Source organism: Mycobacterium neglectum (assembly GCF_002591975.1).
Taxonomy (GTDB): domain Bacteria; phylum Actinomycetota; class Actinomycetes; order Mycobacteriales; family Mycobacteriaceae; genus Mycobacterium; species Mycobacterium neglectum.
On sequence record NZ_NVQE01000007.1, the window covers coordinates 24,225 to 45,283 of the forward strand.

The following is a 21,059-nucleotide window of genomic DNA, read 5'->3' on the forward strand; positions in this document are numbered from 1 at the left end:
GATTTGGTTAACGTGCCTTTGGTCCGTGTTGGTAACGAATAGATCACGAGGCAAAGGACTTTCAGGTTGGCTCAACACCGTTCGTCTCGATCTCCGGTTGGAGTGTCGACGAATCGGCAAATCATCGGTCGCCCCGCTGAACGAGCCGCTGAAGTCACCGACATCATTCCGTTCAACGAGTTTGGTGACCTGCCGGATCTCGGGGCTGACCTGGACTTGAACCCGAACAGTGCCTTCGACCGCGAAGCCCGGGTCATCCACGCTCCCGAGCTCGACGACCTGCACGACACCGACGATCAGCTACCGCTGCGACTGGCCGTGCCGTCCGAATTCCTTCGTGATCCGCGCGACGAACAGCGTTCATCTCGCGCCTACCGGGACAGCCACACCGACGTCAGCGACGGAGTCGCCGCGACCGACGTCTTCGCCGTCGCGAGCCGCAGTGGCGCGCACCGTAAGCAGGAAGTCCCCGTCAGGGGCCGGTTGATGGTCGCCGCGATGGCGGTAGGCGCCACCGCGGCAGGCGCCTACACAATGGCCAACGCCTCGGAGCCGACGTCCGGCACCGTTCTGGCAGCCGACCAGAACGTCCTCGCCGGCGGCGCGATCACCGGTTCGACCGACGGCATGCAGGTCGTGTCCGTCTCCTCGACCTTTGATTCGGCCATCCACGCCGAAGAGGTCACCAAGGCCTCCGCCTTCGCCCAGGAGCGCGCTGAGCGCGAGGCACGTCTGCAGCGCCCTATGTTCATGATGCCCACCAGGGGCGCATGGACGTCGGGCTTCGGCTACCGCTGGGGCGTGCTGCACGGCGGCATCGACATCGCCAACTCGATCGGCACACCGATACTCGCGGCGTCCGACGGCGTCGTCATCGACGCCGGACCCAGCGGCGGCTACGGCAACTGGGTCAAGCTGCGGCACTCCGACGGCACCGTCACGCTCTACGGCCACCTCAGCTCGTGGAATGTCGACATCGGGCAGCGTGTCTGGGCGGGCGACCAGATCGCCAAGATGGGTAACACCGGAAACTCGACGGGACCGCACCTGCACTTCGAGGTGCTGCTCAACGGCACCGACCGCGTCGACCCAGTCGGTTGGCTCTCAAAACGCGGACTCTCGGTGTCCAATTACTCTGGCTAAGTGGCCAGTGATGACGACCCCTCGGGTTCTGCGCGGATAATTCGTCGGCACCCCACGGGCGAAATCCCCGTCGGTGCGGATCCGCAGACATCCATCATCCGTCGCCATCCCACCGGGGAGTTCCCGGCCGCGGAGGCTGCTGAGCCGCAGACCAGTTACATCCCGCGCGCCAGGCCCGCGGCAGTGACTCCCAAGAACCCCTGGCCTGATCCGCGCACCTCGATCGCGACGGCCATTCTGAGTATTCTCAGCGGCTGGGCGACCGCGGTCATCGCCACCGACCTGATCACCGGTTGGTGGGAATCCGACTTGTTGTTCTGCGTGGCGGTGGCGTTCCTGACCGCCATCTCCGCAGCTGCCCTCATCGCGGGGCTGATCGGGCTGCTGCTGCGCCGCCGGGCTAGCCGCCTGCTGATCATCGTCGGCGCCGTCGTCGCACTGCTGATCTTCTCCAGCCTGTTCGTGGCCGGCGCCAAGCTGCCGCCGGTGGTGTACGCGATCCCGGTGCTGCCGCTGGCGACGATCGCGTGCGCGCTGCTGCCCGCTACGGCGCGGTGGGGCAGGCCCTAGAGCTTGGACACCGGGGCGTGGTTGTGCATCAGCTTGACCCGGCCCGCGCTGCCGAAGTCGATCAGCGACATCGCCGACTCACCGACGCCGGAGACCTCCTCGACGCGTCCGAGGCCGTACTTGTCGTGGTTGACCCGATCGCCTGGCTCGAGCACCAGCAGTGGCCGCTTGCCTGCGCCGGACCGCATCGGCGACGGTCGCGGCGTGCCGAATCGGCCCGCTCCACTCATCGGCGCGGATAGTGACGGGCCTGGGTCCGTACGCCGCCAGTCGATCAGATGCTGCGGAATCTCTTTGAGGAAGCGGGATTCCGGATTGAGCATCGGCTGGCCCCATGACGAGCGGACCTTGGCCCGGCTGAGGTAGAGCCGCTGGCGCGCGCGGGTGATGCCGACGTAGGCCAACCGTCGCTCCTCGGACAGCTCGGTCGGATCGCCCAGCGCCCGCATATGCGGGAACATGCCGTCCTCCCAGCCAGTCACGAACACGACCGGAAACTCGAGGCCCTTGGCGGTGTGCAGCGTCATCATCGTCACCACACCCGCGCCGTGCTCGGGCAGCTCGTCGGCGTCGGCGACCAGCGACACCCGCTCCAGGAACTTGGCGAGCACACCGGTATCAGGGATGTCTTCATCCTCGGGCTCGCCGAGCGCCTCCGCATTGGCCAGATCGGTGCTGAATTCATGTGCGACGCTGACTAATTCGTTGAGGTTGTCGAGCCGCGCGAGATCCTGCGGATCGCTCGAGTTCTCGAGTTCGGTGCGATAGCCGGTGCGATCGAGCACCGCCTCGACGAGTTCGCCGAGTTCACCGTCGAGACGCCCGCGCAATTCGTCGAGCATCTCGACGAAACCCGCGATGCACTTCTCCGAGCGGGAATTCAGCATCGGCACCTTGCCCTCCGCCGCCGCCTGCAGCGAATCGTTGAAGCTGGCGCCGGTGCTCTCGGCATACACCGCGACGCACGCCTCGGCCCGATCGCCGATCCCGCGACGCGGGGTGTTCAGGATGCGACGCATGCTCACTGAATCGCCGGGGTTGTCCAACACGCGCAGGTAGGCGACGATGTCGCGAATCTCCCTGCGCTCGTAAAAACGAACGCCGCCAACGACTTTGTAGGGAATGCCGGCCCGGATGAACACCTCCTCCAGAGCACGCGAGGAGTTGTTGGTGCGGTAGAAGACCGCGACGTCGTTATAGGTGATATCACCGCGGTCGGAAAGCGTATCGATCTCGCCTGCGACGAAACGCGCCTCGTCGTGCTCGTTGTCGGCGACGTAACCGACGATCAGCTCACCCTCGCCGGAGTCGGTCCACAGCCGCTTCTCACGGCGGCCGGCGTTGCGCGAGATCACCGAATTGGCCGCGGACAGGATGTTCTGCGTCGAGCGATAGTTCTGCTCCAGCAGAATCGTTGTGGCGTTGGGGAAGTCGCGTTCGAAGTCCTCGATGTTACGGATGGTGGCACCACGGAAGGCATAGATGGACTGGTCGGCGTCGCCGACGACACAGAGCTCGGCCGGGTCCACCCCGTCTTCGGTCTCCCTTCCCACGAGCTCACGCACCAGGACGTACTGGGCGTGGTTGGTGTCCTGGTACTCGTCGACCAGGATGTGCCGGAACCGCCGCCGGTAATACTGAGCGATCTGCGGAAACGCTTGCAGCACAGCGACTGTCTCGCCGATGAGATCGTCGAAGTCGAGTGCGTTGGCAGCGCGCAGGCGACGTTGGTACTCCCTGTAGACCTCGGCGATGATGCGCGGCAGCTCCTCACCGGCCTCCGAAGCTTCGGCCGCCGCCTGTTCGGGACTGACGAGTTCGTTCTTGTGGTTGGAGATGCCGTTGGCCAGCAACCGCGGCGAGTAGCGCTTGGTGTCCAACCCCATGTCCTTGCCGATCATCAGCAGCAACCGCCGCGAGTCGTCGGCGTCGTAGATCGAGAAGTTCGAATTGAGCCCCGGCAGCAGCGAGGCCTGGTTGCGCAGGATTCGCACGCACGTGGAGTGGAACGTCGACACCCACATTGATCGAGCGCGCGGGCCTACCAGGTTGACCACCCGCTCGCGCATTTCGGCGGCGGCCTTGTTGGTGAACGTGATGGCCAGTACCTGCCCGACACCGACCTCGCGGGCGGCGAGCAGATAGGCGATCCGTCGGGTGAGCACGGCCGTCTTGCCCGACCCCGCGCCGGCAACGATGAGCAACGGCGTCCCCTCATGCTGCACCGCCTGACGCTGATGGGGGTTCAGCCCGTCGAGCAACTGTTCGGTCTCGGCGACCGCAGAAGAGATGACCATTTCATTAACGAACTTACCGCTGCACAGCGACACCTTTGCGTCGGCGTGGCCCTTAGTGGCACACTCATTGCATGCTCCTGCAGCAAGGTCGATTTTTCTTCGGGTATCCGCCAGCGGTACCCGTGGTCTAGCTGCTTCAACGAGCCCCGCGGTCCGCTTCGGATCCGGGGCTCGTCTCGTGTGTGAGGCCCGAAACCGGAGGGATCCGATCTCCACACGACAGAATGCGAGGACAACAAATGACAATTCAAGCGATCGAAGCCGAACAGTTGCCAGACATAGACGACCTTCGCCAGGAAATCGACCGGTTGGATGCGGCGATCCTGGAAGCCGTGAAGCGCCGCACCGAGGTGTCCAAGCTCATCGGTAGGGCCCGAATGGCGTCCGGTGGCACCCGCCTGGTGCACAGCCGTGAGATGAAGGTCATCGAGCGTTACAGCGAACTGGGGCCCGAGGGCAAAGACCTGGCGATGCTGCTGCTGCGCCTGGGTCGCGGCCGCCTCGGCCACTAGGACTCAGCGCAGCGCGTCGGTCAGCCAGGGCGTCAACCACTTCACCGCTTGCGGCGTCGGGTGCACCCCGTCACTGCGCATCCGGATGCCGTCGACCCAGTTGGTGTAGACACCTCGCGGTCCGAGCTTGTCATTCAGATCGAGCACCTCGACGTTCTTGCGTGGCTTGGCGACGCTGCGCAACAACGCGTTCCACTCGTCTACGCGATCGGGATCGTCTTCGGGATACAGGCTGCCGTCCGGCTTTTCGGCACGCCGGTTGTACGGCTCGGTGGTGACGACGATCCGCGCTCCAGTCGCACCGAGGATGTCGAGCGCACGGTTGAGTTCGCCGCGCAGATAGTCCTCGTAACCGGTCTCCAGGATGTCCGTCCAGACACCCTCGTTCATCCGGTCGACGACCTCCCAGCGGCCGACGATCAGCAGCACCACATCGGGCCGGTCATGGTTGATGCGCTGTGACCACCGACTGGGCCAGGCGTCGCATTCGGGCTTCTGATTCAGCGTCTGGCCGACATATCGGTAGGGGCCGCCGCGGGCGATGCCGCACCCGATCGTCGTGTAGTTGGTGAACGCAAGTCCCGGCGTCGGCGGCAGGTACCGCATCATCGTCCACGCGACCGAGTCGCCGAACACCGCGACAGTCCGGGTTCCCGGATCGTGCGCGGTCGGTTTGCGGACCTCGACGGGGACCTCCGGCGCGACCAGCGCGGCCGAATCGATCGGCGGGCCCTGCACCACCTCGGGTTTCACACCCACCGGCAGCACCGTCATCGTCACCACGGCGGCAGTCGCGACCGTCGCACCCGCCAGCGGCAGCATCGGCACGAACATCGGCCGCCACCGTCGGACCGGCTGCTCCAGCAGCCACCACGACGCCGCGGCCAGCGCCACCGTCGCAGCGCAGCGCAGCGCGAAGAGCGGCCAGCCGGACAGTCCCGTACGTTCACCATTGAGCGCCAGGAAGACCGGCCAGTGCCACAGATATACGCCGTAGGAGATCGCGCCCAGCCACACCAGCGGTCCCCACGCCAGGGCGCGGGCGACGGGTCCCTCCTGCTCCAACGCCACCGGTGCGACGACGAGAACGGCCGCGATCGCCACGGTGATCAGCAGACCGCTGCGGAAATCGCTGACGCTGCCGGTCGCATAGTGCGCCGCCGCGCCCAACACCGCCACGCCGATGAACGGCAGAATCCGCGCGACGATGTGGCCCCAGCGCGTCCGGATCAGCGTGCCGCCGTCGTTGAGCACCGACCAGTCCCGAACCAGCAGCGCGGCCGCCGCGGACCCCACCAACAACGCCTGCGCGCGACTGTCGGTGCCGAAGTAGACCCGATTCAGCGTCGAGTCGGTGGTGAGCACGATCGCCGCGGTCGCCGAGGCGATGACGCCGACAATGGACAGCACGAAGACGGCCAATCGCAGCCGGGCCCAGAACAGCGCGGCGACACCGATGAGCAGCAGGGGCCACAGCAGGTAGTACTGCTCCTCGACCCCGAGCGACCACGTGTGCTGCAGCGGCGACGGTGGAGCACCCTGCGCGAAGTAGTCGGCGCGCTGGGCGACGAAGGCCCAGTTGGATATCCACAAGAAGGAGGCGACGGCGTCGTCGCGCAGCGATGCCGTGGACTCGGGCGAGAACAGATCACGGGCGGCGACCACCACGAGCACCATCACAAGCAGCGCGGGCAGCAATCGGCGGGCGCGCCGGATCCAGAAATCGCCGAGGCGGATCTGCGCGGTGCGACGGTGCTCGTCGAGCAGCAGCGAGGTGATCAGGAATCCGCTGAGCACGAAGAACACATCGACGCCGAGGAAGCCGCCGGACAGCCCCGGAATGCCGCCGTGGTCGGCCAGCACCAACGCGACCGCGACGGCGCGGATGCCGTCCAACGCGGGAATTCCGCGGTGACGATGGACGGCTCTCACTGCCGAAATCTTGCCCGCGCGGGTAGACGCGAAAGTCCCCGACACGCCGACGAAAAGGGGGCCTTTTGCGACTCGCTCCCACCTTCGGTGTGAGCCCAGCGCGAGAGCGGCGTTACTTGGTCAGTGCGATGTACTTCACGTCGAGGTATTCCTCGATGCCCTCCGAGCCGCCTTCGCGGCCGAATCCGGATTCCTTGATGCCGCCGAACGGCGCGGCGGGGTCGGAGATCACGCCGCGGTTGATGCCGACCATGCCGGCCTGGACTCCCTCGGCGACGCGCAGCGCGCGGTCCAGCGACTGCGTGTAGACGTAGGCCGCCAAGCCGTACTCGGTGTTGTTGGCGGCGGCGATGCCCTCCTCCTCGGTGTCGAAGCCGGTGATCGGCGCGACGGGCCCGAACACCTCCTCCTTGAGGATGCGGGCGTCGGCGGGCACATCGGCCAGAACCGTCGCCGGGTAGAAGTTCCCGGGGCCGCCGGGGGCGACACCGCCGACCGCAACTGTCGCACCGCGCGACACCGCGTCGGACACCAGATCCTCGACGGTCGCGACCTGCTTGGCATTGATCAGCGGGCCCAGCGTCGATGACTCGTCGGTGCCCTTGCCGAGCGTGAATTCGCTCATCCGCTTGACGAGCTTGTCGGTGAACTCCTCCCGCACCGCGTTTGCGACGTGGAAGCGGTTGGCCGCGGTGCACGCCTCGCCGCCGTTGCGCATCTTGGCCAGGATCGCGCCGTCGACCGCGGCATCCACGTCGGCGTCGTCGAACACGATGAACGGCGCGTTGCCACCGAGCTCCATGGACGTGCGTAGCAGTTTGTCGGCCGACTGCTTCACCAGCGCCTTCCCGACGCCGGTCGATCCGGTGAACGTCAGCTTGCGAAGCCGGCCGTCGTTGATCAGCGCCTCGGTGACCGGGCCGGGGCTGCTCGTCGGCAGCACCGACAGCACGCCCTTGGGCAGGCCCGCCTCGCCCATCAGCTTGGCGAGCAGCAGCATCGTCAGCGGCGTCTCCTGGGCCGGTTTGACGATCATCGTGCAGCCGGCCGCGAATGCCGGGCCGATCTTGCGGGTGCCCATCGCCAGCGGGAAGTTCCACGGCGTAATGGCGTAGCACGGCCCCACCGGCTGTTTCGTCACGAGGATGCGCCCGGTGCCCGCCGGGCTCGGCGTGAAGCGGCCGGCGATGCGCACCGCTTCCTCGGCGAACCAGCGGAAGAACTCCGAGCCGTACTTGACCTCACCCATGCTCTCCGGAAGCACCTTGCCCATCTCCAGGGTCATCAAGGTGGCGAGGTCTTCGGCGCGTTCGGTGATCGTCTCGAACACCGAGCGCAGGATCTCGCCGCGCTCGCGGGGCGCAGTGGCGGCCCAATCGGCCTGCACGGCGCACGCGGCGTCCAGGGCGGCGACGGCATCCTCGGGTGTCGCGTTGGCAACCGAGACCAACACGTTGTCGTCGGACGGGTCGAGTACGTCGAATGTCGAGGAACCTTTGCGCTCCTCGCCCCCGATCCACAGACCGGTGGGCACAGACGACAGCAGCTTGGCGGTATCCATTACTCCCTCTTACACCTTTGGACATTTGGCCGCATTAGTGTCGGCTACATGACCGCCGATACATCGCAGATTCCCGACATCACCACCACTGCCGCATGGCAGGCCCTGCAACGGCATCACGACGATATCGGCAACGAACACTTACGCGTGTTCTTCCACGAAGACCCGGCTCGCGGGACAGAACTGGTGCTGACCGTCGGCGATCTCTACATCGACTACAGCAAGCACCGCGTCACCCGCGAGACGCTGGCGCTGTTGGTCGACCTGGCCCGCGTGGCAGGTTTGGAGCAGCGCCGCGACGCGATGTTCTCCGGTGTGCACATCAACACTTCGGAGGATCGCGCGGTGCTGCACACCGCCCTGCGCTTGCCGCGCGGTGCCGAGCTGTCAGTCGACGGCCAGAACGTCGTCTCCGACGTTCACGGGGTGCTCGACAAGATGGGCGACTTCACCGACCGGCTGCGCAGCGGCGAGTGGACCGGTGCGACCGGCGAGCGGATCACGACCGTCGTCAACATCGGGATCGGTGGTTCGGATCTCGGCCCGGCGATGGTCACCCTCGGCCTGCGCCACTACGCCGACGCGGGCATCTCGGCACGGTTCGTATCCAACGTCGATCCCGCCGACCTGGTGGCCAAGCTCGACGGACTCGACCCGGCCACAACGCTTTTCATCGTCGCGTCCAAGACGTTCTCGACACTTGAGACGCTGACGAATGCGACAGCCGCGCGGCGTTGGCTGATTGAAGGACTCGGCGGCGGTGCCGGACAGGACGCCGTGTCGAAACACTTCGTGGCGGTGTCGACGAACGAGAAGCTCGTCGACGACTTCGGCATCAACACCGAGAACATGTTCGGCTTCTGGGATTGGGTCGGCGGCCGCTATTCCGTCGACAGCGCGATCGGCCTTTCGGTGATGGCCGTCATCGGCCGAGAGCGGTTCGCGGAGTTCCTATCCGGGTTCCACATCGTCGACGAGCACTTCCGCACGGCGCCGCTGGAAGCCAACGCGCCAGTGCTGCTCGGCCTGATCGGGCTCTGGTACAACGAGTTCTTCGGAGCGGAAACCCGTGCGGTGCTGCCGTATTCGAACGATCTGTCGCGGTTCGCGGCCTACCTGCAGCAGCTCACCATGGAATCCAACGGCAAGTCTGTGCGCGCCGACGGCTCACCGGTGACGACCAGCACCGGCGAGATCTTCTGGGGCGAGCCCGGAACCAATGGCCAGCACGCGTTCTACCAACTGTTGCATCAGGGCACCCGGCTGGTACCCGCCGATTTCCTCGGGTTCTCCCAGCCGACCGATGACCTGGCGACCGCCGACGGCACGGGCAGTATGCACGACCTGTTGATGAGCAACTTTTTCGCCCAGACCCAGGTGCTGGCGTTCGGCAAGACCGCCGAGGAGATCTCGGCCGAGGGCACGCCGCCGGAAGTGGTCCCGCACAAGGTGATGCCGGGCAACCGGCCCAGCACATCGATCTTGGCCACCAAGCTGACGCCGTCAGCGCTGGGCCAGTTGATCGCCCTCTACGAGCACCAGGTCTTCACCGAGGGCGTCATCTGGGGCATCGACTCGTTCGACCAGTGGGGTGTGGAGCTGGGCAAGACCCAGGCCAAGGCGCTGCTTCCGGTGCTCACCGGCGACGACTCCCCCGCTGAGCAGTCGGACTCCTCGACCGACGCCCTCGTAAGGCATTACCGCGCGGAGCGCGGTAGATCGGCATGAGCCGCGCGGCAGGCGTCATCGCGCCGGAATCACGATGGCGAGGATGGTGTCGATGAGTTCTTCGGCGGTGGTGTGCCATTTGTCGGTATGCAGGAGGCCACTGGCCTCCAGGCCTGCGGCACCGTGCGCTTCGGTCAGAAGGATGGCCGCATAGCGCTCGGCATTCTGTTCGCCGACGACTCCGGAGACGATGATGGAGAACTCGGTGCAACCGCGCTGCGCGGCCCGAACCACTGCTGACGGGTCTCCTGCTGGTGCGGTGAACATCAGCTGATAGAGGTGCGGCTGCGCGCGGCTGAGAGCGATGAGGCTGCCGAGCGCTGCACGCAGCTTCTCAGCGGGTTCACGTCGCGAGTCTGTCTCTAGCGCGTGCATGTGATCGCCGATACGCTCCCAGCCTTCGGCGGCGATTGCGGTCAGCAGCGTTTCTTTGTTGGCGAAGTGCCGGTACGGCGCGCCGCGGGTTACGCCTGCGCGTGCCCCCACCTCACGCAGCGTCATCGCGCCGGGTCCTCCACTGTCGAGTAGTTCGGCGGCGGCGTCGAGCAGGGCGCGGCGGGTGGCGGCAGCGGATTCGGTGCGGCTCATGACCGACATCTTATGTTGACGCTGTCATCTGAAAGTGTAGCCTTGGCTAGATGACGACGTCATCTGAAATTCAAGAGCTTGCCATCGTCACCGGAGCGTCCACGGGCATGGGCGCGGCTACCGCACGCGAGCTGGCGCGGCGCAAGTTTCATGTCCTCGCCGGTGTCCGGCGCGACCAGGACGCCAACGCCATTCGGGGACCGGGTGTCGAACCGGTGATCCTCGACATCACCAATGCGGACCACATCCGTTCGTTGGTCCATCGGGTGCAAAGCGATCCGCAGGGCCGAGCCGTCCGCGCACTGGTGAATAACGCCGCCGTCCAAGCCAACGTGCCGGTCGAGGTCTTCGCAATCAACGAATGGCGACGAATGTTCGAGGTCAACCTCTTCGGACACGTCGCCATGACCCAGGCATTGCTGCCGGCCCTGATCCGCAGTAGGGGTCGCGTGATCAACATCAGCTCCGTGGGCGGCAAGGTCGCCATGGCCACCTACGGCCCATACGCCGCGACGAAGTTCGCGCTCGAGGCGGTCAGCGATTCGTTACGACGAGAGATGGCACCGCTGGGCGTCGGGGTGGTCGTGATCGAACCAGGCGCGGTGCGCACCGAAATGCTCGACAGGGCGATCGCCACCGCCGACAAGTTGGTGTCGGCCATGACACCGGAGCAGAACCAGCGCTACGGCCCGTTGGTGCACGCCGTCAACTCGCAGGCCGCGTCGTCCACCAAGTCCGGCTTGTCGGCAGACGCCGCGGCCAGAGTGGTCGCCAAAGCGGTGACTGCCAGCAAGCCGCGTACTCGCTACACGATCGGCCGCGAAGCCGCAGTGATCCGATTAGTGGGCTTAATGCCTGACCGGACACTGGACCGCATCCTTAGCGCCGCCCTTCGGCCTCACTATCCGAAGGGCAGCAAAGACCACAGCATTGCTACCGCTGGCCACCAAGTCCGCGATCATCACCACCCCGAATGAAACGACAACCACGAATTGGGCGACGCGGCAGGCACTTTGGACGCCATAATTGAGCACTGTACGGCCCAAGTTCGAGACCTTTCCCATGAGCGGCGTCAACAACGCCATCTCCCGCGTGCACTCGGGGAAAGTGCGATATCGGCCGTCGTAGCAACGCATTGGAGGATCGTGCGGCCGGCCTTCATTTGGCCGCTCGGCGTAGCGACTTCGGTGCGCCGACGATCGCTGAGCGAACGTAGGCGCACCGAAATCGCGCGTAGTTAGGCGAGGGGGTCCGGGCGGATCCAGCCCAGGATCATCGCCGGCAGGCAACCGCCGATCACCAAGACGGTGGTCGCCATCAGCCCGCCCGCGTACGCCATGTTGATGTCGGTCCCGCCTGTGAGCACCGAACCGACTATGAGGTAGAAGATCGGCAAAAGCATCAGGTTCTGGGTGACGGTCAGGCCGATCGAGCGCGCACTGTTGCGCTGCTGCACTTCGTACTCGTCCAGTGCCGCCTGCGGCGCATCACCTTGCCTGCCGGACACGATCTGCAATACCAGCCACACCGGGTAGAACAACACACATGCAGGCAGCCATAGCAGCGGTGCCCAGCGAATGCCGAACGCGCACATCACACTTACCACCGCCATGAAGGCGAAAGCGACCGCCAACGTGACCACCAGCGCTCGACGGCGTCGTTGCGTGCGCCAACGCGGCAGCGCGTGAGCGTACGTGCGTTCGCGCTTGAGAAATCGCCTGGTGCGAAAGTCCTGGTATCTGTCTATGAGCGTCGGGTCAGTCTGCGTTGTCGAGCTGGACATCGGTTTCGCCTCCTCGTTGCATGGGTTTTCGGTAGAGCTCGGTGGACAGCGGTGCGAACGGGGTGCGTGAGAACACCGCCTCCACGGGCAGGCCGAAGACGTCGCAGATCCGGAACGCCAGATCGAGGCTTGGAAAGTGGTCGCCCCGTTCCAGCGCGCCGACGGTCTGCGGGTTGACGTCGACCAACTCCGCGAGTTGCACTCGCGTCATCCGCCGCTCCGCGCGCAGGACGCCGATGCGGTTGTGGATAGGAAGGGCTGCGCCTCGCCTCACCGGACTCATGCAACAGAGTGTTGTAAAAACCCAACGACTTGTCAAGTCGCCACAACAACGCAACGCGACGCACACCCACGAGGGACGTGCGCCGCGCTGCGGGTTTGTCTTATGCCGGGTTAAGGCGCGGGGATGTTGATGCACCCGACGTTCGGCAGGCATCCGCTCGCCCCGCCAGGACCTGCTGAACCGCCGGGTCCGACCGGCGATAGTGAGCCGCTGGCGCCACCCAGATCCGCGGAGCCACCAGGACCGTTAGGGATTACACCGGAGGCTCCGCCGCCGTCAGCGGTACCGACCGGACCACCTGGGATGTTCACGTCGGCACCGCCACCGGGTCCGGCGTTGACATTGCCAAGGGAACCGCACGGCGTGCCGTCAGCATTCACGCACGGCGGAGGTGGCGCCGGCTGAGCACCGGCGATGGGCGCAGCGGCGATCGCAGCGGCCGCAACACCCGCGAACAGTAAGGGCGTCATCTTCGTCAGTTTTGCGTTCATGCAAATGGGCTACCACGCGCGCGGGCCGGTTAAACCTAGAGTCTTTCTAAGCAAAACGTCGTGCAAGCCGCGGCGGGAGAACCCGCATCAGCTGTACCAGCGGTCCCCATGGCCACCACGGGACGGCCGCCCGACCTGCCTCGCGCTCCATCGCATCGACCATCGCCTTGACCCCGGTCTCGTTGTCCACCATCAACAACGTCGACGCCGACTTCGCCGTCATCTCGGATTCGATGTAGCCCGGCTCCAGCGTGGTCACCTTGATCGGACTGTTGACGTATTCGGCCCGCAGCGACTCTCCGAGAGAGGACACGCCAGCCTTGCTCGCGGCATACGCGGCCTTCACTCCCGGCACGCCCTTGTTTCCCAGCACCGATGACACCAGCACCAGATGTCCGCTGCCGGCCGCTTTGAACATCTCCAGCGCGGTCTCGATTTGGACAAGTGCGGCAACGAGATTCGTCTCTATGGTGGCCTTGTTGGCCCACAGCTTTCCCGACCCGAGCGGTGCACCCTTGCCGATGCCTGCGTTGACTATGACGCGGTCGATACCACCCAGTTCGTCGGACAGTTCAGCGAAGACCTTGGGCACCTGCTCGTGGTCGTTGACGTCCAGCGCCGCGACGGCCACCGAGATGCCGGGATGACGCTCGAGCAGCTCGGCCTTCAACTCGTCGAGCCGGTCGACGCGGCGGGCGCACAACGCGAGATCGCGGCCCCTGGCCGCGAATGCGCGAGCCATGCCCTCACCCAGCCCTGAGCTGGCGCCGGTGATCAAGATCTTCTGTCGAGTCACGCGCTCAGCTTATGCATGATGGTGGGGTGATCCCGAATCGAAGTTCACTTCTACTGGGCGCTGCCCTGCTTGCGGTCCAGGTCGCACTAGCTCCAGTCGCCGCAGCCCAGCCCTTCTACCCGTTCCAACAGCTGGTGGACACCGCCGCTGCGCGCTTGGCGACCGCCGATCCGGTGGCCGCCACAAAGTGGATCAACGGCGGGTCGATCACCGACCCCGAACGAGCCAACAAAGTACTCGACGCAGCCGGAGCCGACGCGACAGCGCATGGCATCGAGCCGGGATACGTGCGCGAGGTCTTCGCCGACCAGATCGCCGCAAACGAGGGAATCCAGTACACGCGCTTCGGCCAGTGGAAGTTCGATCCCAACACCGCTCCGACCACCGCACCCGATCTCTCGGCGTCGCGCGCGCAAATCGACGGGTACAACAAGACGCTGGTGAACGAGATTGCCCTGCACTGGAATGCGCTGCACAGCCAGGGCTGCGCTCAGGATGTCGCAGACGCAACGGCTGCGGTGGTCGCGGCGCGCGGACTCGATCCGCTCTACCAGCAAGCGCTGACGTCGGCCACACAGTCGTACTGTCAAACTACTTGAGCAGTCGGGACATTCGCCGGTCCGCCAGGATCTTGCCGCCCGTCTGGCACGTCGGGCAGTACTGAAATGACTTGTCGGCGAACGATACTTCGCGCACCATGTCGCCACATACCGGGCAGGGCAGTCCGGTTCGCGCATGCACACGCAGCCCAGAGCGCTTCTCCCCCTTCAGCGTCGCCGCGCCCTGACCCACCGAACGGCTGACCGCGTCGGTCAGCACCGAGATCATCGCGTCGTGCAGGGCGGCCAGCTGCGCTTCGGTGAGCTTGCCCGCCGTCGCGAACGGCGAGATCTTCGCGACGTGCAAGATCTCGTCGCTGTAGGCGTTGCCGATTCCGGCGATCACCTTCTGATCGGTGATGACGGACTTGATCCGCCCGGTGTTTCCGGCGAGCACGCCGGCCAGTTCCTCCGGCCCCAGCGAGAGCGCGTCGGGGCCGAGTGCGGCGATGCCCGGCACCTTGGTCGGATCGTCGACCAGCCAGACCGCCAGCCGCTTCTGTGTGCCGGCCTCGGTGAGGTCGAATCCTGGCGCCTCCCCCGGTTTCCCGAGATGGACTCGAAGGCCGATCGGTCCCTTGCCCGGCTTCAGCGGCGCCGCCGCGAGCTTGTCCGACCATCGCAGCCAGCCTGCACGCGACAGATGGGTGATCAGGTGCAGGTCGCCTGACTGGACGCCGAGGTACTTGCCCCACCGGTTGGCGTCGGTGACGGTCTGGCCGTGCAGCACTGCGATCGCCGGATCGAATGTCTTGAGCACCGAGAACGCCGATACGTCGATACGTCCAATCGTCAGCCCGACAGCCTGGCGACGCAGATGATCGGCAAGCGCTTCGATCTCCGGCAGTTCGGGCATGTGTCCAGTGTGCCGCTAACGGGCGGTCGAACGCTCAGCCGAGCCGACCACTAGCGACAAGAGCCAACTCACGATCGACAGTACGATCGCGGCCCAGATCGCCGTCCACCAGAAGTCGTCGATGAACAAGCCCCAGTGGGTGGTGTTCTCGGTGATCCACGAGGTGATCCACAGCATCAGCGCGTTGATCACGATGTGAATCAGTCCGAGCGTCAGGATGTAGAGCGGGATCGAGATGATCTGCACGATCGGTTTGATGATCGCGTTGACCAGACCGAAGACCACCCCGACGACGAAGACGATGCCGACTTTTTGCAGCGTCGAATCTCCGCCGACAAAGCCGATTCCGGGAACGATCAGGGTGACCACCCACAGTGCGAACCCGGTCAATGCCGCACGCAGCAGGAATGAACCCATGCGATCAGTCTGCCGAACGCAGTAGGTAGGTGTCCATGATCCAGCCGTGTTCGGCGCGGGCATCGGCGCGCGCCGCAGCGATGCGCCCGCCGACCTCACCGACGGTCCCGGAGAACAACAATTCGTCGGGCGTGCCGAGGTAGGCGCCCCACCAGATTCGGGTGCCGGGCGGGCAGTCCTGGAACGAACAGTCGGCATCGAGCATCACCACCGCGCTGCCAACCAGTCCCTGCTCGCGCAGTTGCCGTCCGGTCGTGATGAGAACAGGTTCACCAATATCGTTGAGCGGTATGCGATGTCGAGCTGTCAGAGCCTGTATCGCGGTAATCCCTGGGATGACGTCGTAGTCGATGTCGACGTGCTCGGCTACACGGTCCAGGATTCGCAGCGTGCTGTCGTAAAGCGACGGGTCACCCCAAGCCAGAAACGCGCCGACGCCGCTCGGCCCGAGTTCGGACGTGATCGCAGCGGCCCACAGACGCGCGCGCTCGGCATGCCAGTCGGCGACGGCCTGCCGATAGGCCGGACTGTCGACGACGGTCCTGGCCCTTGGCGGGTCGGGCATCTCGTAGAACCGGTAGCCCGGCCCGCGGATGAACCGCTCGCAGATCAGGCGCCGCAGCGCGACCAGATCGTCCTTGGTATCTCCCTTGTCCATCGCGAAGAAAACCTGGGTGTCGTTGAGCGCGGCCACCGCCTGCGCCGTCACGTAGTCGGGATCGCCCGCGCCGATACCGATGACGTGGATGCGGCGAGTCACGCGCCGAGTATGCCATGAGCTGGGAATACCGTAGGTATGCGATACCCGGGGTATTGACATCTTCGCGCCAGGCTCCGTACCTTTTCAAACAACGTCGACGACGACGCCATCGGAGGGAGTCGCGCATGACAGCACCCACTCGTGAAGAGTTCGCCGAACGTCTGTTGAAGGGCTCCGTCAAGAAGTCCTACGCGCCGGTCGTCGACATCGACTGGGATGCGCCGCTGGACCCCGACAAGTTCTTCCTGCCGCCCAAGTGCGTCTCGCTCTACGGGACCCCGCTGTGGGACTCGATGACCCGCGAGCAGCGGATCGAGCTGTCCCGCCAGGAGCTGGTGAACACGCTGTCGGCCGGCATCTGGTTCGAGAACATCCTCAACCAGGCGCTGTTGCGCAAAATGATGCATCAGGACCCCACCGCCAGTGCCACGCACTACGAGCTCACCGAGCTCGGTGACGAAACACGCCACATGGTGATGTTCGGCAAGGCCATCGAGCGCGTCGGCGCAAAACCGGTGCGGCCCAGGTACTACCAGCGATTCGTCATCAACCTGCTGCCGTTCACCTTCCAGGGGCCGATACTCTGGGTCGCCGCGCTGCTCGGTGAGGAGATCTTCGACTCACTGCAACGACAGATGATGGACGACGACGACCTGCAGCCGATCATTCAGCGCCTCATGCGTATTCACGTCACCGAGGAAGCGCGACACATCCAGTTCGCCCGAGACGGGTTGCGCAAGCGGACGCCGACCATGCGTCGGTTGCCGAAGTTCTTCGTGGCCAACATCAACGGCGTCGGCGGCTACTTCTTCCGTTTCCTGTTCACCAACAAGGTGCAGTACCGCCGCGTCGGTCTCGACGCACGTAAGGCACGTCGGCTGGCACGCAGCAGCGCGCACCGGCACGAAACCCACGTCACCGGATTCGCACCGCTGGCGGCGTTCCTCGAGGAAGTCGGACTGATGGGGCCGATCGCCCGCCGCATGTGGCGGCGCAGCGGGTTCCTGCCCCGGTGAGCGACATCTACGACGGGCCAGCGACCGTGCGCATCGGATCCGACGAGCGCACGATCCGCGTGCGCCTGGCCGGCCACGTTGAACCGATAGACGGCCGATACCACTGGCAGGGAACGGTTTTCGACGAATTGGCCGGCGACGTCAAGCTGCCCCAGCAGATCACCGTTACGGTCGGCGCCAACCAGGCGCAGGCACGCATCGTCGAGCGGACACCACAAGGCGGCTATTCGGTGGCCGGGGTGGGCGGCCCGCCGTTTGCGTTGGGGGCCAGCGCGTAGGACTCAGCGGGGATCTTCCTGGGTGAGCGCGTGATACCCCTTCGCGCTAGCCCGGTCCACCGCCGCGCGCACCAGTCCGAAGATGAGACCCTGCACCGCCGCGGCGATCAGCGCCTCGCGCGTCGAGCGGTTCAGATCTTTCGGCTCCGGTGGCTCCTGATCGGACGGGCTGACTCGCTGCCAGATTTCCGTGAAGACCTTGCCGGCCAACAGGCCTCCGGCCACGCTCGTGGCGATCGACAGCGGCTTGTACAGGGCTTTAGATGCAGCGCTCATGGCCACACAGTTCCCGTCGACCGGTTCCTCAAACCTAGGACTAGAACACGTTCTAATATCGGCAGGTGCGCTTCACCTACGCGGAATCACTGACCCATCCGAAGTACTACATCCCACTCGCCAAGGCGGCCGAGGCCGCCGGGTTCGATGCGATGACGATCGCCGACAGCGTCGCCTATCCGTATGAGTCGGACTCGAAGTACCCGTACACCCCCGATGGGAACCGCGAGTTCCTTGACGGCAAGGAGATCGTCGAGACGTTCGTCCTCTCCAGTGCACTGGCCGCGGTCACCACGACACTGAGGTTCGACGTCTACGTCCTCAAGCTGCCGATCCGCCCGCCCGCGTTGACCGCCAAGCAGGCCGGCTCGCTGGCCGCCATGTCGGACAACCGCCTCGCTCTCGGCGTGGGTACCAGCCCGTGGCCCGAGGACTACGAGCTGATGGACGTGCCGTTCGCCAGGCGCGGCAAGCGCATGGACGAGTGCATCGACATCGTCAAGGGACTGACGACCGGTGACTACTTCGAATACCACGGCGAGTTCTACGACATCCCGAAGACCAAGATGTCGCCTGCGCCCACCAAGCCGATCCCGATCCTCATCGGCGGGCACGCAGAGGCCGCCCTGCGGCGGGCGGCACGTAACGACGGCTGGATGCACGGCGGCGGCGATCTCGGCGATCCCGAAGCACTTGACCGATACATCAAGCGGCTCAACGAACTTCGCGAGGAGGAGGGCCGGACGGGCCCATTTGAGATCCACGCCCAGTCGCTCGACGCCTACAAGCCCGACGGCATCAAACGGCTAGCGGATCGGGGCGTGACCAACATCATGGTCGGCTTCCGGATGCCCTACGCCGTTGGGCCGGACCCCGAACCGCTGGAGAACAAACTTCGTGCCATCGAGAAATACGGCGAGAAGGTCATCTCGAAGGTCTAAAACGGCACCGGTCGCGGTTGGAGCCGGGCCGTGACATCCCCGACCAGAGTGGTGTCGTAGGGGTTGATCTCCAACGGCTCATCACCCAATTCCAGTGCGTCGAAGTCGATCCAGATCACGTTCGGACTTGTCGACAGTTCGAAGAAGTACATCTTCTCGGTCAGATCGACGACCGTCCGATATTCGGTGTTGTAGACACCGAAGTCCTGGTAGGGCGCACCGAAGGGCACCGAGACGTTGCGCATGATCGCCATCACGCTCGCCACCGCCTGTCGCCGATCGGCGGGCGGCATCAGGAGGGCCGAATAGTATGCCGCGCGCTGGAATCGATCCCTCGGGTTCACATTTCCAGGTAGTGGAGTATCACTGCTTGGGTGTGAAAAGTCTTGCTTCGCAAGCAAATCCAGCTGCTCGTCATAGGTGGGATCGTTGGTCATGATGGTGTACTCACGGCCGTGGTGGACGACGGGTTCGCCACCCGCGAACTCGATGATCGCCGAGTCCCCGCCGACGTCTTCGAGCGCGAAATGGATCGTGGCCTGACGCCCGTGCGCCTCGACCATCACCGGTTGGAACGTGTCCAACAACGCCAGCGCTTCGGTGACGCTGCCTGCCTGGTCGAGCAGGTACTGGCCGAACAACCCCATCTGGAGGCCCGGTCGGGCCGGATCGCGGGTTCCGACGTCCGTCGACTTGAGGAACAGGGCATGTATTCCAAGCCCCGCCTCGTTGAATCCGTCGACGGTGCCGATCCCGTACACGGTGGTGACCAAGCTGGCGTAGCGAGTGGTCCAGCGCAGCGGATTGTCGGCGATCGCGACGATGTCGCCGACCTTGCCGCCGTCGCGGTCACGCCCTCGGGGGAAGGCGACGATGGTGGGTTGTGTCGACTCGGGCCAGTCCATTGTGCGGCCGGCCATCACGTACCGACCGTCGGTATTCCACAGCACCCGAGTGCACATCTGCCTCGCCACCTCCCAAGAGAATCGGCGTTCAGCGTGCCATGCCGGGCCGTGGATTCGCGGGAGTACTTGCCTGACGGATAGGAAAACCTATCCGCCGGCAGGCGAAACCTGACTTCGTGGCGATTACGCGGACTTTGCACCGAAAACGATCATAAATGTCGTCCAGAACGACGAAAACGACCGTGAAGGTCGTCTACACCACCGAAATAGGAAAAAGATCATGTTCGCGACAGCACCGACCGGCACGACCGCACCGGCTCCTGAAGAAACCGTGCGGCTGCGCCCCGGCGATCTGCCGACCAAGCTGATCCCGCAAGCCACAACGTCTCCGAAAGTCCCGGTCCCCGGTGAGCCCATGACCATGCGTCTCAAAGCGCTGCCGAAGGCCATCAGCAACTTCGACAGCGACACGGTGCGGCTACGCCCCCTCGTCGACGTTCCGGTCGTCGGCAAGATCACCAACACGATCCGGCAGCGTTATCTCGAACTGAACAAGGCGGAGGTGAGGCCGCCGAGCAAGTGGGAGTACGCGCGGCTCGGCTTGGTGCTTTTGCTGGCGGCGATGCCGATCCTCGCGATTTCGGCCGAGGTTTTCGGTCTGGTCGCGCAGAGCACCGTCACCCTGGTGACCATCACGCTCGTCGCGGTGCTCGCCACGCTGATCGCGTTCGCGCCGCACCGGATGGACATGATCGTCGGGCGCGGCCTGATCGCAGGCATGGTGGCCTGCATCGTCTACGACGGAGCCAGGCTGTTCGCCGTGCACGTGCTGGGACTGATGGGCGACTTCATCCCGGTGATGGGGTCGTTCGTCACCGGCGAGCCGGACACCACGGGCAGCGCAGCGGTCGGTTACGTGTACCGGTACCTCGGCGACGCCGGCGGGCTGGGTGTGGCCTTCTTCGTCGTGGCGTTCGCGATCGGCATCGACCGATGGAAGAACGTCTATGCGGTAGGGGCGGCAGTCGCTTTCGGGGTCTTTCCGACGTGGGCCGGCCTGATGGCAACCGTCGCCCTGTCCCCGCACGGCGAGGAAAGGATGTTTCCGCTGAATACCGCCACGGTGATCATCACCTTGGTCGGGCATCTCATCTTCGGCCTGTTCCTGGGGCTGGCGTTCCTCAAGGCGCCGCGCGGGGAGCGCAGCGGCTGGCCGTGGCCTCCGCTGTCAGAGTCGACGCTGGCCAAGCGGGCAATCCGCTTCAAGAAGAAGGTCACCAATTCACCGCACTAGGCGCAGGGAGCCGCGGGTCGTCGAGACATAGTT

The 21,059-nt window shown here is 65.1% G+C and carries 23 protein-coding genes and 1 pseudogene; 10 read left to right on the top strand and 14 right to left on the bottom strand.

Features of this window, described 5'->3' with window-relative positions:
• The first annotated feature begins 66 nt into the window (after positions 1 to 66).
• On the top strand, positions 67 to 1,143 hold the full coding sequence (locus CSQ99_RS07935; protein ID WP_099038520.1) for a M23 family metallopeptidase: 1,077 nt from the start codon (positions 67 to 69) through the stop codon (positions 1,141 to 1,143).
• Complete coding sequence (locus CSQ99_RS07940; protein WP_099038521.1) at positions 1,144 to 1,713, top strand: hypothetical protein; 570 nt, start codon at positions 1,144 to 1,146, stop codon at positions 1,711 to 1,713. It begins immediately after the preceding gene.
• On the opposite strand, the gene pcrA is transcribed toward CSQ99_RS07940, so the two are convergent.
• Positions 1,710 to 4,010, bottom strand: coding sequence for a DNA helicase PcrA (gene pcrA / locus CSQ99_RS07945; RefSeq protein ID WP_099038522.1), 2,301 nt, complete (start codon positions 4,008 to 4,010; stop codon positions 1,710 to 1,712). The two genes, CSQ99_RS07940 and pcrA, sit on opposite strands and share 4 nt — an antisense overlap.
• 224 nt (positions 4,011 to 4,234) lie before the next feature.
• Here pcrA and CSQ99_RS07950 point away from each other — a divergent pair, with 224 nt between their 5' ends.
• On the top strand, positions 4,235 to 4,522 hold the full coding sequence (locus CSQ99_RS07950; protein WP_099038523.1) for a chorismate mutase: 288 nt from the start codon (positions 4,235 to 4,237) through the stop codon (positions 4,520 to 4,522).
• A gap of 3 nt (positions 4,523 to 4,525) precedes the next feature.
• Here CSQ99_RS07950 and CSQ99_RS07955 read toward each other — a convergent pair whose 3' ends face one another.
• The gene (locus tag CSQ99_RS07955; protein ID WP_245908795.1) at positions 4,526 to 6,454 is read right to left on the bottom strand and encodes an SGNH/GDSL hydrolase family protein; all 1,929 of its coding nucleotides are present in this window, start codon (positions 6,452 to 6,454) and stop codon (positions 4,526 to 4,528) included.
• Positions 6,455 to 6,566: 112 nt separating this feature from the next.
• On the bottom strand, positions 6,567 to 8,015 hold the full coding sequence (locus tag CSQ99_RS07960) for an NAD-dependent succinate-semialdehyde dehydrogenase (RefSeq protein WP_099038525.1): 1,449 nt from the start codon (positions 8,013 to 8,015) through the stop codon (positions 6,567 to 6,569).
• Between the two features lie 48 nt (positions 8,016 to 8,063).
• Between CSQ99_RS07960 and pgi the strand changes: the two genes are divergently transcribed.
• Positions 8,064 to 9,743, top strand: coding sequence for a glucose-6-phosphate isomerase (gene pgi, locus CSQ99_RS07965; RefSeq protein WP_099038526.1), 1,680 nt, complete (start codon positions 8,064 to 8,066; stop codon positions 9,741 to 9,743).
• A gap of 15 nt (positions 9,744 to 9,758) precedes the next feature.
• On the opposite strand, the gene CSQ99_RS07970 is transcribed toward pgi, so the two are convergent.
• Entirely contained in the window at positions 9,759 to 10,331 is a 573-nt protein-coding gene (locus CSQ99_RS07970) for a TetR/AcrR family transcriptional regulator (RefSeq protein WP_099038653.1), read from the bottom strand.
• Positions 10,332 to 10,381: 50 nt separating this feature from the next.
• On the opposite strand from CSQ99_RS07970, the gene CSQ99_RS07975 reads away from it, so the two are divergent.
• Positions 10,382 to 11,308 carry an SDR family NAD(P)-dependent oxidoreductase gene (locus tag CSQ99_RS07975; RefSeq protein ID WP_099038527.1) on the top strand — a complete coding sequence of 309 codons (927 nt, stop codon included), beginning with the start codon at positions 10,382 to 10,384 and terminating at the stop codon, positions 11,306 to 11,308.
• Between the two features lie 260 nt (positions 11,309 to 11,568).
• Here CSQ99_RS07975 and CSQ99_RS07980 read toward each other — a convergent pair whose 3' ends face one another.
• The 4 genes from CSQ99_RS07980 to CSQ99_RS07995 form a co-directional block, all read right to left on the bottom strand.
• Positions 11,569 to 12,114, bottom strand: a complete 546-nt coding sequence (locus CSQ99_RS07980) for a hypothetical protein (protein ID WP_099038528.1) — start codon at positions 12,112 to 12,114, stop codon at positions 11,569 to 11,571.
• Positions 12,089 to 12,397, bottom strand: a complete 309-nt coding sequence (locus CSQ99_RS07985; RefSeq protein ID WP_099038529.1) for a helix-turn-helix transcriptional regulator — start codon at positions 12,395 to 12,397, stop codon at positions 12,089 to 12,091. Before CSQ99_RS07985 ends, CSQ99_RS07980 begins: the two co-directional genes overlap by 26 nt.
• A gap of 110 nt (positions 12,398 to 12,507) precedes the next feature.
• Positions 12,508 to 12,888 carry a hypothetical protein gene (locus tag CSQ99_RS07990; protein ID WP_099038530.1) on the bottom strand — a complete coding sequence of 127 codons (381 nt, stop codon included), beginning with the start codon at positions 12,886 to 12,888 and terminating at the stop codon, positions 12,508 to 12,510.
• A 46-nt stretch (positions 12,889 to 12,934) separates the two neighbouring features.
• Positions 12,935 to 13,684 carry an SDR family oxidoreductase gene (locus tag CSQ99_RS07995; RefSeq protein WP_099038531.1) on the bottom strand — a complete coding sequence of 250 codons (750 nt, stop codon included), beginning with the start codon at positions 13,682 to 13,684 and terminating at the stop codon, positions 12,935 to 12,937.
• A 26-nt stretch (positions 13,685 to 13,710) separates the two neighbouring features.
• Here CSQ99_RS07995 and CSQ99_RS08000 point away from each other — a divergent pair, with 26 nt between their 5' ends.
• A complete protein-coding gene (locus CSQ99_RS08000) occupies positions 13,711 to 14,283 on the top strand; it encodes a chorismate mutase (RefSeq protein WP_342746687.1) in 573 nt (190 codons plus the stop codon).
• Here CSQ99_RS08000 and CSQ99_RS31260 read toward each other — a convergent pair.
• From CSQ99_RS31260 to cobF, 4 genes and pseudogenes are all read right to left on the bottom strand, one after another.
• Positions 14,276 to 14,743 (bottom strand): zinc finger domain-containing protein, encoded by a 468-nt coding sequence (locus CSQ99_RS31260; RefSeq protein ID WP_245908818.1) that lies wholly within the window; start codon positions 14,741 to 14,743, stop codon positions 14,276 to 14,278. The two genes, CSQ99_RS08000 and CSQ99_RS31260, sit on opposite strands and share 8 nt — an antisense overlap.
• 153 nt (positions 14,744 to 14,896) lie before the next feature.
• A pseudogene (locus CSQ99_RS31265) lies at positions 14,897 to 15,139 on the bottom strand (DNA-formamidopyrimidine glycosylase family protein); the annotation flags it as partial.
• A gap of 15 nt (positions 15,140 to 15,154) precedes the next feature.
• Positions 15,155 to 15,556 carry a phage holin family protein gene (locus tag CSQ99_RS08010; RefSeq protein WP_099038534.1) on the bottom strand — a complete coding sequence of 134 codons (402 nt, stop codon included), beginning with the start codon at positions 15,554 to 15,556 and terminating at the stop codon, positions 15,155 to 15,157.
• 4 nt (positions 15,557 to 15,560) lie between these two features.
• Positions 15,561 to 16,316, bottom strand: a complete 756-nt coding sequence (cobF, locus tag CSQ99_RS08015) for a precorrin-6A synthase (deacetylating) (protein ID WP_099038535.1) — start codon at positions 16,314 to 16,316, stop codon at positions 15,561 to 15,563.
• A gap of 125 nt (positions 16,317 to 16,441) precedes the next feature.
• Between cobF and CSQ99_RS08020 the strand changes: the two genes are divergently transcribed.
• The gene (locus CSQ99_RS08020; RefSeq protein ID WP_099038536.1) at positions 16,442 to 17,332 is read left to right on the top strand and encodes an AurF N-oxygenase family protein; all 891 of its coding nucleotides are present in this window, start codon (positions 16,442 to 16,444) and stop codon (positions 17,330 to 17,332) included.
• Positions 17,329 to 17,610, top strand: a complete 282-nt coding sequence (locus tag CSQ99_RS08025) for a DUF4873 domain-containing protein (RefSeq protein ID WP_176560927.1) — start codon at positions 17,329 to 17,331, stop codon at positions 17,608 to 17,610. The genes CSQ99_RS08020 and CSQ99_RS08025 overlap by 4 nt, the downstream gene beginning before the upstream one ends.
• A gap of 3 nt (positions 17,611 to 17,613) precedes the next feature.
• Here the strand turns inward: CSQ99_RS08025 and CSQ99_RS08030 are convergent, their stop codons facing one another.
• Positions 17,614 to 17,886, bottom strand: coding sequence for a DUF4235 domain-containing protein (locus CSQ99_RS08030; protein ID WP_099038538.1), 273 nt, complete (start codon positions 17,884 to 17,886; stop codon positions 17,614 to 17,616).
• A 65-nt stretch (positions 17,887 to 17,951) separates the two neighbouring features.
• Between CSQ99_RS08030 and CSQ99_RS08035 the strand changes: the two genes are divergently transcribed.
• A complete protein-coding gene (locus tag CSQ99_RS08035) occupies positions 17,952 to 18,827 on the top strand; it encodes a TIGR03619 family F420-dependent LLM class oxidoreductase (protein ID WP_099038539.1) in 876 nt (291 codons plus the stop codon).
• Here the strand turns inward: CSQ99_RS08035 and CSQ99_RS08040 are convergent.
• Positions 18,824 to 19,789, bottom strand: a complete 966-nt coding sequence (locus CSQ99_RS08040) for a linear amide C-N hydrolase (protein ID WP_099038540.1) — start codon at positions 19,787 to 19,789, stop codon at positions 18,824 to 18,826. The two genes, CSQ99_RS08035 and CSQ99_RS08040, sit on opposite strands and share 4 nt — an antisense overlap.
• 223 nt (positions 19,790 to 20,012) lie before the next feature.
• Between CSQ99_RS08040 and CSQ99_RS08045 the strand changes: the two genes are divergently transcribed.
• The gene (locus tag CSQ99_RS08045; RefSeq protein WP_099038541.1) at positions 20,013 to 21,026 is read left to right on the top strand and encodes a hypothetical protein; all 1,014 of its coding nucleotides are present in this window, start codon (positions 20,013 to 20,015) and stop codon (positions 21,024 to 21,026) included.
• Positions 21,027 to 21,059: the final 33 nt, after the last annotated feature.

Excerpts from the sequence above, each read along its gene's own strand:
- CSQ99_RS07960 (WP_099038525.1), bottom strand. The coding sequence starts at position 8,015 with ATGGATACCGCCAAGCTGCTGTCGTCTGTGCCCACCGGTCTGTGGATC.
- CSQ99_RS07970 (WP_099038653.1), bottom strand. The coding sequence starts at position 10,331 with ATGAGCCGCACCGAATCCGCTGCCGCCACCCGCCGCGCCCTGCTCGAC.
- CSQ99_RS07975 (WP_099038527.1), top strand. The coding sequence starts at position 10,382 with ATGACGACGTCATCTGAAATTCAAGAGCTTGCCATCGTCACCGGAGCG.
- pgi (WP_099038526.1), top strand. The coding sequence starts at position 8,064 with ATGACCGCCGATACATCGCAGATTCCCGACATCACCACCACTGCCGCA.
- CSQ99_RS07985 (WP_099038529.1), bottom strand. The coding sequence starts at position 12,397 with ATGAGTCCGGTGAGGCGAGGCGCAGCCCTTCCTATCCACAACCGCATC.
- CSQ99_RS07990 (WP_099038530.1), bottom strand. The coding sequence starts at position 12,888 with ATGAACGCAAAACTGACGAAGATGACGCCCTTACTGTTCGCGGGTGTT.
- CSQ99_RS07980 (WP_099038528.1), bottom strand. The coding sequence starts at position 12,114 with ATGTCCAGCTCGACAACGCAGACTGACCCGACGCTCATAGACAGATAC.
- pcrA (WP_099038522.1), bottom strand. The coding sequence starts at position 4,010 with ATGGTCATCTCTTCTGCGGTCGCCGAGACCGAACAGTTGCTCGACGGG.
- CSQ99_RS08040 (WP_099038540.1), bottom strand. The coding sequence starts at position 19,789 with ATGTGCACTCGGGTGCTGTGGAATACCGACGGTCGGTACGTGATGGCC.
- CSQ99_RS07950 (WP_099038523.1), top strand. The coding sequence starts at position 4,235 with ATGCGAGGACAACAAATGACAATTCAAGCGATCGAAGCCGAACAGTTG.
- CSQ99_RS08010 (WP_099038534.1), bottom strand. The coding sequence starts at position 15,556 with ATGGGTTCATTCCTGCTGCGTGCGGCATTGACCGGGTTCGCACTGTGG.
- CSQ99_RS08020 (WP_099038536.1), top strand. The coding sequence starts at position 16,442 with ATGACAGCACCCACTCGTGAAGAGTTCGCCGAACGTCTGTTGAAGGGC.
- CSQ99_RS08045 (WP_099038541.1), top strand. The coding sequence starts at position 20,013 with ATGTTCGCGACAGCACCGACCGGCACGACCGCACCGGCTCCTGAAGAA.
- CSQ99_RS08030 (WP_099038538.1), bottom strand. The coding sequence starts at position 17,886 with ATGAGCGCTGCATCTAAAGCCCTGTACAAGCCGCTGTCGATCGCCACG.